The sequence below is a fragment of the Streptomyces sp. NPDC034037 genome (assembly GCF_055575715.1).
This window is the reverse complement of record NZ_JBVISC010000001.1, coordinates 375,448-387,914: the sequence shown is the minus strand read 5'-3', so window position 1 is coordinate 387,914 and position 12,467 is coordinate 375,448. Positions and strand designations below refer to the sequence as shown.

Genomic DNA, 12,467 nt, shown 5'->3' with positions numbered 1-12,467 from the left:
AGGAGCCGCCCGAGTGGCGTCCCACCGTCGACCCAAGCAGCCGAGCCGCACTCGCGTGACCGTGCTCACCGCGACCGCCGCCGCTGCCGTGGCCCTCACCTCGCAGGGTGCCGCCCAGGCCGCGCCGAAGCCGGGCAAGGACGAGGTCAAGTCCAAGGTCGACAAGCTCTACGAGGACGCGGAACGGGCCACCGACAAGTACAACGGGGCCAAGGAGAAGCAGGAGAAGCTGGAGAAGCAGATCGACGCTCTCCAGGACAAGGTCGCCAAGGGCCAGGAGCAGCTCAACGACCTGCGCGACGGCCTCGGCACGATGGCCAGCGCCCAGTACCGCTCCGGCGGCATCGACCCCTCCCTCCAGCTGTTCCTCTCCTCCGACCCGGACGACTACCTCGACAAGGCGTCCACCCTGGACCAGTTGAGCAGCCAGCAGGTCGAGGCGCTCAAGAAGATCCAGAAGAAGCAGCGGGACCTCGCGCAGCAGCGCAAGGAGGCCGCCGGCAAGCTGGACGACCTCGCCGACACCCGTACGGAACTGGGCAAGAAGAAGCGCGAGGTCCAGGGCAAGCTCGGTGAGGCGCAGAAGCTCCTCAACACCCTGACGGCCAAGGAGAAGTCGGACCTGGCCGCCAAGGAGAAGCAGCGCGCGAGCCGTGCCGCCGACCGCGCCGCCGACAAGCCCGCGGACCTCGGCAAGGAGGCCCCCGCCTCCGGCCGCGGCGCCGCCGCCCTGAACGCCGCCGCCACCCAGCTCGGCAAGCCGTACGTCTCCGGCGGCACCGGCCCCAACTCCTTCGACTGCTCGGGCCTTACCCAGTGGTCGTACGCCCAGGCCGGCGTCTCCATCACCCGGACCACGTACACGCAGCAGAACGACGGCACCAAGATCGGCCGCGGTGAACTCAAGCCCGGCGACCTGGTGTTCTTCAACAACCTCGCGCACGTCGGCCTCTACGCCGGCAACGGCCAGGTGCTGCACGCCCCCAAGCCGGGCGCCGTGGTGCGCTACGAGGCGATGGAGTACCTCGGCGACTTCCAGTTCGGCGTCCGCGTCGCCTGACGTCAACACGGGTGCCGAACCGTCCGAACGGGCGAATTACGGCACCTCGCGCTGACCCCCGCGCCCCGCTGATGACCTGCGTCTGAGGCGGGGCGTCGCGCTGTCCGCACCCATCCGGGTCGTTGGCCGCCGGGGATGCGCACGGCTACTGTCGGCGCGCGTTCCCCCGGGCCGGCCGGGGGGCCTCCAGCGGAAGGGAGAGCGGCTACCCGTGGTGTCCCATCGCCGTCCCGCCCAGCCCGGCATCGACCGGAGCACGCGCGCCACCGTCCTCACGGCCGCCGCCGCCACCGCGGCCGTCGCCCTCGGGGGTGTGCCCGCGGACGCGGCGCCGCGGGACAAGCCGTCCGACGCCCACTCCAGGGTGGACCGGCTGTACGAACAGGCCGAGCGGGCGACCGAGGCCTACAACAAGGCCGACGAGCGCGCGGACAGGCTGCGCGCGCAGGTCGAGCGGGCCAGGGACCGCATCGCGCGCGGCCAGCAGCGGATCAACGAGATGCGCGGTTCGCTCGGCGCGCTCGCCGGGGCGCAGTACCGCGAGGGCGGCATTGACCCCACGCTCCAGCTGATGCTCTCCTCCGACCCGGAGGGCTACCTCGACAAGGCCACGGCCCTGGACCGCGTCAGCACCCGGCACGCGGGCCGCCTCGCCGACCTCAGCCGGGCGCAGCGCGGCCTCGCCCAGCAGCGCGCCGAGGCCGGGCGCAAACTCGCCGAGCTGGAGAAGAGCCGCGCCGTCGTCGCCCGCCACAAGCGCACCGTCGAGCACAAGCTCGCCCAGGCCAGGCGGCTGCTCAACGCGCTGCCGACCAAGGAGCGCGAGGCCCGCGAGAGGTCCTCACGCACCAGCGGCCGCGAGGACCTGCCACCGCCCGGCGCCGCCCCCTCCGCCCGGGCCGCCGCCGCCCTCGCCGCCGCCCGGTCCGCCATCGGCCGCCCCTACGTGTGGGGCGGCAACAGCCCCTCCGGCTTCGACTGCTCCGGCCTCATGCAGTGGTCCTACGCCCAGGCCGGCGTCGGCCTGCCGCGCACCTCGCAGGCCCAGCGGTACGCCGGACGGCAGGTGCCGCTGGCCCAGGCGCGCCCCGGTGACCTCGTCGCCTACCGCGACGACGCCAGCCACATCGGGATGTACGTGGGCAACGGCCAGGTCGTGCACGCGCCGCACCCCGGCGCGCCGGTCCGCTACGACCCCGTCGGCATGATGCCGGTCTCCTCCGTGACCCGGATCTGACCGAGGGGCGCCCGCCGCCGCCCCGTACGATCGGGAAGATGGCCGGTGGCGGGCGTGGGTCGTGGGCGGTGGCGCTGTGCGTCGCGCTCTGCCTCGCCGTGCTGTCCGGCTGCGGCGCCGACCCCGTACCGGACACCGCCGCAGGGGACGTCCGCAGACTCCTGGACCGGCGCGCGCACGCGGTCCTCGACCGGGACGAGCAGGCCTACGACCGCACCGAGCGGCGGGCGGCCGGCGCGCCCCGTCCGCCCGATCTCCTGGCCCGCGTGCGCGCCCTGCCGCTGGACTCCTGGGAGTACCGCCTCAAGAGCCTGGACCGCACCGGGTCCCGGGCCACCGCGAGCGCCGAACTGCGCTACCGCCTCAAGGGCCACGACCGCGCCCCGCGCACCGCCGCGCGCACGCTCACGCTGGAACGGCACGGCGGACAGTGGTACGTCACCTCCGAGCGGCCCGCGCGGCAGGCGGGCGAGCAGCTCTGGGACCAGGGGCGCGTCGCGGTCGTGCGGGGCCGGCACAGCCTCGTCCTCGGCGTCGGGCACAGCACCGCGGAGCTGCGCGGCCTCGCCGGTCCCGCCGACCGGGCGGTGCCCGCCGTGCGGGACGCCTGGCCGGGCGCGTGGGCGGGGAAGGTCGTCGTCATCGTGCCCCGCTCCCTGAAGGACATGGCGGACCTCCTCGGCGCGCCCGTGTCCGGCTACCGGGGGATAGCGGCGGTCACCACGGGCGAGGCGGGCGGCTCGGGGCGCGCCCCGGCGGACCGGATCCTCGTCAACCCCGAGGCGTACGGCATCCTCGGGGACCTCGGCAAACAGGTCGTCCTGACCCACGAGACGGCCCACGTGGCGACCCGCGCGCACACCTCCGATGCCACCCCGCTCTGGCTCTCCGAGGGCTTCGCGGACTGGGTCGGCTACCGCGGCACGGGCCGCACCGCGCGGCAGGCCGCGCCCGAGCTGCGGCGGGCGGTGCGCGGCGGCTCGCCGCCCGGCGCGCTGCCCGAGGACGAGGACTTCGGGTTCGCCGGCGACGCCGGGCGCCTCGCCCAGTCGTACGAGGGCGCGTGGCTGGCCTGCCGGATGATCGCCGACCGGTGGGGCGAGCGGCGGCTGACCGACTTCTACCGGGCCGTCGGGGAGCACGACCGGCGGGCGGGCGCGGTCCGGGACGCGCTGCGGGACGTCCTGCACACCACACCGCGCGACTTCACGGCGCGCTGGCGCACCTATCTGCGCTCGGAGCTGGGCTGACCCGCCCCGGCGCGGCCCCGCCCGACCGCTCGCGCGGTTCGGACAGGGTCTGGCGCCACAGGGTGCGGCAGGCCAGCAGCGTCGCCGCCACCAGCAGGCCGTTGCGTACGCACATCAGGGCGACGCCCAGCGGGTCGCTGACCACGACGTGCGAGAACCACACCGGAAACTCCAGGAACGTCACGAACGTGGCCACCAGCACCAAGCGCACCGGCAGCTCCATGCGGCTCGTGCGGAACGCCAGACACACGGCGGCCGCGCCGACCAGCCACAGCATGTACTGCGGGCTGATCACCCGGCTCGTCACGGTGAAGAGCAGCACCGCCACGAAGGCCGCGTCCGCGAGGGTGTTCGCCGCCCAGGCCCGGGCGTACAGCCGCCACGCCACGAGCCAGCTCAGGGCCGCCGCCGACAGGAGCTGCGCCGCCGCGCTCACCAGGGGGACGTACGGGCCGAGGAACTCCACCGAGCCGTAGTTGAGCCGGACCTCGCCCCGCCAGCCGAGGTGGCGCCCGACATGGAAGACGAGGGCGCCGAGGGACTCCACCTCGGTGCCGCGGTCACGCTGGAAGGTGAGGAACGCGAGCGCCCCCGGCATCGCCACGAGGAACACCAGCGCGGCGCCGAGCGCGGTGCCCGCCGCGGCGGACCAGGACCGCCGCGTCGCCCGCCCGCGCGGGGTGCCGACGAGCAGCAGCACCGGCCACCCCTTGAGCAGCGCCCCGAACCCGGCGAGGGCCCCCGCCACCCGGGGCCGCCCGGTCCCCGCGAGCAGCGCGGCGACCGCGACGGCGGTCACCATCACGTCGTAGCGGGCGTACACGGTCGGGCCGAGCAGGGGCACGCCCACGACCCACACCCACAGCCCGCGCGACGACTTGCCGGGCCGCCGGCCCGCGTACAGGAGCAGCCCGCAGACCGCCGTGTCCGCGAGGAAGGCGAGGACGAAGAAGGCCGAGGCGTAGCCGAGGAAGGGCAGCAGGGCGGGGGAGAGGACGGCGAGGGCGGCGGCGGGCGGGTACTGCCAGGTGACGTCGTCGAGCGGGAAGGTGCCGGTGCGCAGGACCTCGTACCAGCCCTGATAGATGACCGAGACATCGCTCGTGACGTCCGGGCCCGGGACGACGAGCACCCGGAAGACGCAGAGCAGCAGGAGGATCCTGGTCGGGGCCCAGACGGTCAGGACGCGTGCTGTGCCTGTCATGCGCTCCTTGCCCCTTTTCACATGCTTCGTCGTGATTCGTGGAGTCATGATGCCGGGTGGGACCGGCGGCGGACGAAGAGGCCGGGCCGTTCGGTACTGTCGTGCGCGATGCACAAGACCCTGATCGTCACGAACGACTTCCCGCCCAGGCCCGGTGGCATCCAGGCGTTCCTGCACAACATGGCGCTGCGCCTGGACCCCGAGCGGCTCGTCGTCTACGCCTCCACCTGGAAGCGCGGCCGCGAGGGCGCCGAGGCCACCGCGGCCTTCGACGCCGAGCAGCCCTTCAAGGTCGTCCGGGACCCCACGACGATGCTGCTGCCCACCCCGCGCGCCACCCGCCGCGCCGTGTCGCTCCTGCGCGAACACGGCTGTACGTCGGTGTGGTTCGGGGCGGCCGCGCCGCTCGGGCTCATGGCGCCCGCGCTGCGCAGGGCGGGCGCCACGCGGCTCGTCGCCACCACGCACGGCCACGAGGCCGGCTGGGCCCAGCTGCCCGCCTCGCGGCAACTCCTGCGGCGGATCGGCGAGTCGACGGACACGATCACCTATCTCGGCGAGTACACGCGCTCGCGCATCGCCGCCGCGCTGACGCCGGCCGCGGCGGAGCGCATGGTCCAACTGCCGCCCGGGGTCGACGAGAAGACCTTCCACCCGGGGTCCGGGGGCGACGTTGTGCGGGCCCGGCTCGGCCTGAGCGACCGTCCCGTCGTGGTCTGCGTCTCGCGGCTCGTGCCGCGCAAGGGGCAGGACACGCTGATCCTCGCCATGCCGAGGATTCTCGCCGCGGAGCCGGAGGCGGTGCTCCTGGTCGTCGGCGGCGGCCCCTACGAGAGCGACCTGCGCAAGCTGGCCGCCGAGACCGGCGTCGCGGACTCCGTGCGCTTCACCGGGGCGGTGCCGTGGGAGGAGCTGCCCGCGCACTACGGCGCCGGTGACGTCTTCGCCATGCCGTGCCGGACCCGGCGCGGGGGCCTGGACGTCGAGGGCCTCGGCATCGTCTACCTGGAGGCGTCCGCGACCGGGCTGCCCGTCGTCGCCGGTGACTCCGGCGGGGCGCCGGACGCGGTCCTGGACGGGGAGACGGGCTGGGTCGTCCGGGGCGGCGCCCCCGAGGAGGCGGCGGACCGCGTCACCGCGCTGCTGGCAGACGCGGAGCTACGCGCCCGCATGGGCGAGCGGGGCCGCGCCTGGGTAGAGGAAAAATGGCGCTGGGACCTCTTGGCGGACCGACTCCGCGCCCTCCTCTAAGGGTCCTCGCGCAGTTCCCCGCGCCCCAACGGGAAAGCGGGCGCAGCCCGTCTTTCAGGGGCGCGGGGAACGGCGCGAGCAACCAGGAGAGGCCCGGAAGCCGCGAGTCGACAGGCCTCCCACGGCGAGTGGGCGCCCCGAGCCGCAGCCAGAAGTTGTCACTCACCCGACGGCCGTCGTGGGCCGCTCGCGCAGTTCCCCGCGCCCCTAAGGCAGGACCACCGCCCCGCCAACAGAAAAGCGGGCGCAGCCCGCTTCCCAGGGGCGCGGGGAACGGCGCGAGCAACCACAGAACTCCGCAAGCCGCGAGACGACAGGTCCCCCCACGGCGAGTGGGCGCACCCGCCAACGCTACCCGCGGTAAATCGCTTCGATCTCGTCCGCGTAATCCTTCGCCACCACATTCCGCTTCAGCTTCAGCGACGGCGTCAGATGCCCGGACTCCTCCGTGAACTGCGAGGCCAGCACCCGGAACTTGCGTACGGACTCCGCCTTGGAGACCGCCGCGTTGCCGTCGTCCACCGCGCTCTGGATCGCCGCGAGCAGATCCGCGTCCTCGCGCAGGGACGCGGCCGTCGACCCGGCGGGCTTGCCGTGCTCGGCGGCCCAGCGGCCGAGGAACTCGTCGTCCACGGTGACCAGCGCGCCCACGAAGGGGCGGCCGTCGCCGACGACCATGCACTCGGCGACCAGCGCGTGCGCCCGGATGCGGTCCTCGATCACGGCCGGGGCGACGTTCTTGCCGCCGGCGGTGACGATGATCTCCTTCTTGCGGCCGGTGATGCGCAGGTAGCCGTCCTCGTCGAGCGTGCCGATGTCGCCGGTGTGGAACCAGCCGTCGGCGAGGGCCTCTTCGGTGGCGCCCTCGTTGTTCCAGTACCGCGAGAACAGGTGCTCGCCGTGCAGCAGTACTTCCCCGTCGTCGGCGATCCGCACCACCGAGCCCGGCAGCGGCTGGCCCACCGTGCCGATCTTCTGGCGGTCCCACGGGTTGAAGGCGGTGGCCGCGCAGGACTCGGTCAGGCCGTAGCCCTCCAGGACCGTGAAGCCGATGCCGCGGAAGAAGTGGCCGAGGCGCTCGCCGAGCGGGGCACCGCCGGAGATCGCGTACTCCCCGCGGCCGCCGAGCACCGCGCGCAGCTTGCTGAAGACCAGCTTGTCGAAGACCTTGTGCTTGATCCGCAGGCCGAGGGAGGGCCCCGAGGGGGTGTCGAGCGCGCGGCTGTAGGCGATCGCCGTGTCCGCGGCCTTGTCGAAGATCTTGCCCTTGCCGTCGGCCTGGGCCTTGGCGCGGGCGGAGTTGTAGACCTTCTCGAAGACGCGCGGGACGCCCAGGATCATGGTCGGCCGGAAGGAGGCCAGCTCCTCCGTGAGGTTCTTCACGTCGGGCGCGTGGCCCAGCTTGATCGGCGCCATCAGGGCGGCGACCTCGACCAGGCGTCCGAAGACGTGGGCCACGGGAAGGAAGAGCAGGACCGAGCACTCGCCCGTGCGGAAGAGGGGCTTGAGGCGCTCCACCACATTGCCGCACTCGGCGAAGAAGCTGCGGTGCGTCAGGACGCAGCCCTTGGGGCGGCCCGTGGTGCCGGAGGTGTAGACGATGGTGGCCGGGTCGTCGGCCTTGGCGACCGCGCTGCGCTCGTCGACCGTCTGGTCCGAGACCTCGGCGCCCGCGCGGTTCAGCTCGTCGACGCCGCCCTTGTCGATCTGCCAGACGTGGGCGAGGGCGGGCAGCCCGTGGCGGACGGACTCCACGGCGGCGGCGTGCGCGTCCAGTTCGACGACGCAGGCCACGGCACCGGAGTCGCCGAGGATCCACTGGATCTGCTCGGCCGAGCTGGTCTCGTACACCGGCACGGTCACCGCGCCGGCGCTCCAGATGGCGAAGTCGAGCAGCGTCCACTCGTACCGGGTACGGGACATCAGGCCGACGCGGTCGCCGGCCCGCACGCCGGCGGCGATCAGCCCCTTGGCGGTGGCGCGCACCTCGGCGAGGAAGGTCCTGGCGTCGACGTCCTGCCAGCTGCCGCCGACCTTGCGGCCGATGACGGCGACATCCGGGTGCTGCGCGGCGTTTCTACGGACGATGTCGGTCAGATTGCCGTCCGCGGGGACCTCGTACAGGGCCGGAAGGCTGAACTCGCGCAAGACTGCTGCTCCTACATAGGGCGCCGGCGCCACGACGTTGTGTGCTGCGACGGTGCGGTCCAAGATCGGGCAGGTGCTCAGTCGAGTGGGGGGCTGAGCACTACTGGACTGCCCGGACGTTACCCACCGGTATGGCTTGTTCGGTAGGGGGGCGGGCCCAGATGTTCGGTGCGTCACACGTCGCCGTTGGTCTGAACCGCACAGTACGCCACCCCCTTCCCGACTCGGAAGTAACCGCAGGTCCGGCCGTGGGGCCGGGCCCTACCGCCGCCCGGGCGGCCGTCCTAGGGTGATCCGCATGCCAGCTTTCCGGGTCCATGTGGTCAGTGACGTGCACGGCAACGCGGCGGACCTCGCCCGCGCGGGGGACGGCGCCGACGCGCTCATCTGCCTGGGCGACCTCGTCCTCTTCCTGGACTACGCCGACCACTCGCGCGGCATCTTCCCCGACCTGTTCGGCGCGCGGAACGCGAGCAGGCTGGTCGAGCTGCGCACCGCCCGCCGCTTCGAGGAGGCCAGGGCGTTCGGCGCGCGACTGTGGGCCGGCGTCGACCGCGTCCCGGCCATCGAACGCGCGGTCCGCAAGCAGTACGCCGAACTGTTCGCCGCCTTCCCCACCCCTACGTACGCCACCTACGGCAATGTCGACATGCCGACCCTGTGGCGTGAATACGCCGGTCCCGGCACCACCGTCCTGGACGGCGAGCGCGTGGAGATCGGCGGCCGCGTCTTCGGCTTCGTCGGCGGCGGCCTGCGCACCCCGATGCGCACGCCCTACGAGATCGGCGACGAGGAGTACGCCGCCAAGATCGAGGCCGTCGGCGAGGTCGACGTCCTGTGCACCCACATCCCCCCGGACGTCCCCGAGCTGCTCTACGACACCGTGGCCCGCCGCTTCGAGCGCGGCAGCCGGGCCCTGCTCGAAGCCATCCGCAGGACCCGCCCCAAGTACGCGCTCTTCGGCCACGTCCACCAGCCCCTGGTCCGGCGCATGCGCGTTGGCGCCACCGAGTGCGTGAACGTGGGCCACTTCGCCGGGTCCGGCAGGCCCTGGGCCCTGGAGTGGTGAGCCGGCGGCGCGCGGTAGCCTTCACGCGGCAGACGTCCCGTCCCGGACCCGGACCGCATCTGGAGGAGCCACAGCGATGGCGGAACACACCAGCTCGACCATCATGATCGAGGCGGCCCCCGCCGAGGTCATGGGAGTGATCGCCGACTTCGCCCGCTACCCTGACTGGACGGGAGAGGTGAAGGAGGCCGAGGTCCTCGCCACCGACGAACGCGGCCGCGCCAAAGAGGTCCGCCTCGTCATGGACGCCGGCGCCATCAAGGACGACCAGACCCTCGGCTACACCTGGACGGGCGACGACCAGGTCAGCTGGACCCTCGTCAAGTCCCAGATGCTGCGCTCCCTGGACGGCTCCTACCTCCTGCGCCCCGCCGGCACCGGCACCGAGGTCACCTACCGGCTGACCGTCGACGTCAAGATCCCGATGCTCGGCATGATCAAGCGCAAGGCAGAGAAGGTCATCATCGACCGGGCGCTCGCCGGGCTGAAGAAGCGGGTCGAGTCCAAGGAGGCGTGAGCCGGCGGCCCGGCAGGGCCGCTGACGTAGCGTTCACCCCTATGCGCACCCTCCTCGTCACCGGCCCCGGCGGCTCCGGACGGACCACCGTCGCCGCCGCCACGGCGCTCGCCGCCGCCCGCGCCGGCCGGCGGACGCTCGTGATCGGCGCCGACCGCGCCGACACCCTCACCGCGGTGCTCGGCGGCCCGGCCCCGCATCCGAACCTCACCGTGCGACGCCCCGCCCCCGACGACCGCTTCCGGGACGACCTGCTCGCCCTGCAGGAACGTGCCGCCGCCGGCCTCGACCTGCTCGGCGCCGAACGGCTCGACGGCGAGGAGCTGACCCCGCTGCCCGGCGCCGAGGAGCTGGCCCTGCTGCGCGCCCTGCGCGACGCCGCCCGCGAGGACGCCCACGACACCGTGGTGCTCGACCTGCCCCCCACCCCCACCGCCCTCGCGGTGCTCGCCCTGCCCGAGCAGCTCCGCCGCTACCTGCGCAGGCTGCTGCCGCCCGAGCGGCAGGCCGCCCGCGCCCTGCGCCCCATGCTCGGCCGCCTCGCGGGCGTCCCGATGCCGGCCGCCTGGCTGTATGGGACCGCCGCCCGCTGGGAGGACGAACTGACCGCCGCCCAGGCCGTCATCGAGGCCCCCGGCACCACTGTCCGCCTGGTCGCCGAACCGGGCCCGGCGGGCGCCGACGCCGTGGCCTCCACCGTCACCGGCCTCGCCCTCCAGGGCCTGCGCACCGACTGCCTGCTCGCCAACCGGCTGCTGCCCGACACCTCCGCGGACACCTGGCTCGCGGGGCTCTGCGCCCAGCAGCACAAGACGCTGGCCGCCTGGGAGAGCGCGTACGAGCCCGTCGCCCGCATCCCGCACCTCGGGCGCGACCCGCGCGGCGCCGACGACCTCGCCGCCCTCGGCGTGCCCGCCCCCGCCGTCGCACCCGCCCCCGCCGAGTGGCCCGTCACCGAGGCGGCCGACGGCGAGGGAGGCCACACGTACGTATGGCACATCCCGCTGCCCGGCGCCGTGCGCGAGGAGCTGGGCCTGATCCGGCGCGGCGACGAACTCGTCGTCACCGCCGGCGCCCACCGCCGCATCGTCGCCCTGCCGTCCGCGCTGCGCCGCTGCACCGTCGCCGGGGCCGGGCTGCACGAGGGGGAGCTGCGCGTGCGGTTCACACCCGACCCCCAGCTGTGGCCGCGCGGACGGTGAACGGGATGCCGCCATTCGGGTAACGTCGAGTGGTATGAGCGATGCCAGCGAGCGCGAAGTCCCCGAAGCTGCCGGACCGGACGTCGACGCCGACGCCTGGGAGCAGGCGTGCGCCGAGGACCTCGCGGCGGAGCGGGCCCGCCGCCGTGCCCAGTACGGGACGCCGCCCGGGTCGGCCGCCGAGGAGCTGCGCAAGCTCGTCGACGCCGTCTCCGAGAAGCTCGCCGGGCTCCAGGCGCCGCTGCTCGGCGCGGCCGCGCAGGGCGCCGTCGAGCAGACCGTGCGGCAGGTCGTCCAGCAGGCGAAGGCCGCGGTCGAGCCGGTCATCGAGCGCAACCCCGACGTCTTCGACCACCTGGCCGCCGCCGGATCCGAGCTGCTCGCCGCCTACCGCTCGGCCGCCCGCGGCCAGGAGGGCCGCTGGACGCGGGGCGAGGGTCCGCGGGCCCCGGAGCGCGAGCGCGGCACGGACCGCGGCGACGAGGAGCCCCCGGCCGCGGAACACATCGATCTCGACTGACCCCCCTCGGGTACGGTGGGCCGTAGCGGGGCTCGATCGAACTGAGGGATTCATGGGACTCACCATCGGCGTCGACATCGGCGGCACCAAGATCGCGGCCGGAGTGGTCGACGAGGACGGCAACATCCTCTCGACGTTCAAGGTGCCGACCCCTGGTACTTCCGAGGCCATCGTCGACGCGATCGCCTCCGCGGTGGAAGGCGCGCGGGCCGGTCACGACATCGTCGGCGTGGGCATCGGTGCCGCCGGCTACGTCAACCGCCAGCGCTCCACGGTCTACTTCGCGCCGAACATCGACTGGCGGCAGGAGCCGCTCAAGGACGAGGTCGAAAAGCGCGTGGGCCTGCCGGTCGTCGTGGAGAACGACGCCAACGCCGCGGCCTGGGGCGAGTACAAGTTCGGCGGCGGCAAGGGCCACCGCAACGTCATCTGCATCACGCTGGGCACCGGCCTCGGCGGCGGCATCATCATCGGCAACAAGCTGCGCCGCGGCCACTTCGGCGTGGCCGCCGAGTTCGGCCACATCCGGATGGTGCCGGATGGGCTGCTCTGCGGCTGCGGCAGCCAGGGCTGCTGGGAGCAGTACGCCTCCGGGCGCGCCCTCGTGCGCTACGCGCGCCAGCGGGCCAACGCGACCCCCGAGAACGCCGAGTTCCTGCTCTCGCTGGGGGACGGCACGCCCGAGGGCATCGAGGGCAAGCACATCTCGATGGCCGCCCGCCAGGGCGACGCCGTGGCCATCGACTCCTACCGCGAGCTGGCCCGCTGGGCCGGTGCCGGTCTCGCCGACCTGGCCTCGCTGTTCGACCCGTCCGCGTTCATCGTCGGCGGCGGCCTCTCGGACGAGGGCGAGCTGGTCCTCGACCCGATCCGCAAGTCCTTCAAGCGCTGGCTCGTCGGCGCCGCCTGGCGCCCCGAGGCCCAGGTCATCGCCGCCCAGCTGGGCAACAAGGCGGGCCTGGTCGGCGCGGCGGACCTGGCGCGGGAGCCCGACCCGGTCATGTGACCC

11 protein-coding genes are annotated in these 12,467 nt (G+C 73.8%); 9 read left to right on the top strand and 2 right to left on the bottom strand.

Features of this window, described 5'->3' with window-relative positions; translation table 11 throughout:
• Positions 1–13: 13 nt before the first annotated feature.
• The 3 genes from ACZ516_RS01805 to ACZ516_RS01795 all read left to right on the top strand — a co-directional run bounded on the left by ACZ516_RS01805 (position 14) and on the right by ACZ516_RS01795 (position 3,547).
• Complete coding sequence (locus ACZ516_RS01805; protein WP_361081739.1) at positions 14–1,060, top strand: C40 family peptidase; 1,047 nt, start codon at positions 14–16, stop codon at positions 1,058–1,060.
• 211 nt (positions 1,061–1,271) lie between these two features.
• Positions 1,272–2,297 carry a C40 family peptidase gene (locus ACZ516_RS01800; protein ID WP_469008024.1) on the top strand — a complete coding sequence of 342 codons (1,026 nt, stop codon included), beginning with the start codon at positions 1,272–1,274 and terminating at the stop codon, positions 2,295–2,297.
• Between the two features lie 38 nt (positions 2,298–2,335).
• Positions 2,336–3,547, top strand: a complete 1,212-nt coding sequence (locus ACZ516_RS01795) for a hypothetical protein (protein WP_469008022.1) — start codon at positions 2,336–2,338, stop codon at positions 3,545–3,547.
• Here the strand turns inward: ACZ516_RS01795 and ACZ516_RS01790 are convergent.
• Positions 3,504–4,751: a glycosyltransferase 87 family protein gene (locus tag ACZ516_RS01790; protein ID WP_469008021.1), complete on the bottom strand. Its 1,248-nt coding sequence runs from the start codon at positions 4,749–4,751 to the stop codon at positions 3,504–3,506. The genes ACZ516_RS01795 and ACZ516_RS01790 overlap by 44 nt on opposite strands.
• A gap of 108 nt (positions 4,752–4,859) precedes the next feature.
• Between ACZ516_RS01790 and ACZ516_RS01785 the strand changes: the two genes are divergently transcribed.
• Positions 4,860–6,002, top strand: coding sequence for a glycosyltransferase family 4 protein (locus tag ACZ516_RS01785; RefSeq protein ID WP_469008019.1), 1,143 nt, complete (start codon positions 4,860–4,862; stop codon positions 6,000–6,002).
• 351 nt (positions 6,003–6,353) lie between these two features.
• Here ACZ516_RS01785 and ACZ516_RS01780 read toward each other — a convergent pair whose 3' ends face one another.
• A complete protein-coding gene (locus ACZ516_RS01780) occupies positions 6,354–8,150 on the bottom strand; it encodes an AMP-dependent synthetase/ligase (protein WP_469008017.1) in 1,797 nt (598 codons plus the stop codon).
• A gap of 298 nt (positions 8,151–8,448) precedes the next feature.
• On the opposite strand from ACZ516_RS01780, the gene ACZ516_RS01775 reads away from it, so the two are divergent.
• From ACZ516_RS01775 to ACZ516_RS01755, 5 genes are all read left to right on the top strand, one after another.
• Positions 8,449–9,219, top strand: coding sequence for a metallophosphoesterase family protein (locus ACZ516_RS01775; protein WP_358584237.1), 771 nt, complete (start codon positions 8,449–8,451; stop codon positions 9,217–9,219).
• Positions 9,220–9,295: 76 nt separating this feature from the next.
• On the top strand, positions 9,296–9,736 hold the full coding sequence (locus ACZ516_RS01770; protein ID WP_358584235.1) for an SRPBCC family protein: 441 nt from the start codon (positions 9,296–9,298) through the stop codon (positions 9,734–9,736).
• A 41-nt stretch (positions 9,737–9,777) separates the two neighbouring features.
• A complete protein-coding gene (locus ACZ516_RS01765; RefSeq protein ID WP_469008014.1) occupies positions 9,778–10,938 on the top strand; it encodes an ArsA family ATPase in 1,161 nt (386 codons plus the stop codon).
• 34 nt (positions 10,939–10,972) lie between these two features.
• A complete protein-coding gene (locus tag ACZ516_RS01760) occupies positions 10,973–11,458 on the top strand; it encodes a DUF5304 domain-containing protein (protein WP_361081727.1) in 486 nt (161 codons plus the stop codon).
• Between the two features lie 52 nt (positions 11,459–11,510).
• Positions 11,511–12,464 carry an ROK family glucokinase gene (locus tag ACZ516_RS01755; RefSeq protein WP_358584230.1) on the top strand — a complete coding sequence of 318 codons (954 nt, stop codon included), beginning with the start codon at positions 11,511–11,513 and terminating at the stop codon, positions 12,462–12,464.
• The last annotated feature ends 3 nt before the right edge of the window (positions 12,465–12,467 follow it).

Coding starts and splice junctions, on each gene's coding strand:
- ACZ516_RS01765 (WP_469008014.1), top strand. CDS start 9,778: ATGCGCACCCTCCTCGTCACCGGCCCCGGCGGCTCCGGACGGACCACC.
- ACZ516_RS01790 (WP_469008021.1), bottom strand. CDS start 4,751: ATGACAGGCACAGCACGCGTCCTGACCGTCTGGGCCCCGACCAGGATC.
- ACZ516_RS01770 (WP_358584235.1), top strand. CDS start 9,296: ATGGCGGAACACACCAGCTCGACCATCATGATCGAGGCGGCCCCCGCC.
- ACZ516_RS01785 (WP_469008019.1), top strand. CDS start 4,860: ATGCACAAGACCCTGATCGTCACGAACGACTTCCCGCCCAGGCCCGGT.
- ACZ516_RS01775 (WP_358584237.1), top strand. CDS start 8,449: ATGCCAGCTTTCCGGGTCCATGTGGTCAGTGACGTGCACGGCAACGCG.
- ACZ516_RS01760 (WP_361081727.1), top strand. CDS start 10,973: ATGAGCGATGCCAGCGAGCGCGAAGTCCCCGAAGCTGCCGGACCGGAC.
- ACZ516_RS01795 (WP_469008022.1), top strand. CDS start 2,336: ATGGCCGGTGGCGGGCGTGGGTCGTGGGCGGTGGCGCTGTGCGTCGCG.
- ACZ516_RS01755 (WP_358584230.1), top strand. CDS start 11,511: ATGGGACTCACCATCGGCGTCGACATCGGCGGCACCAAGATCGCGGCC.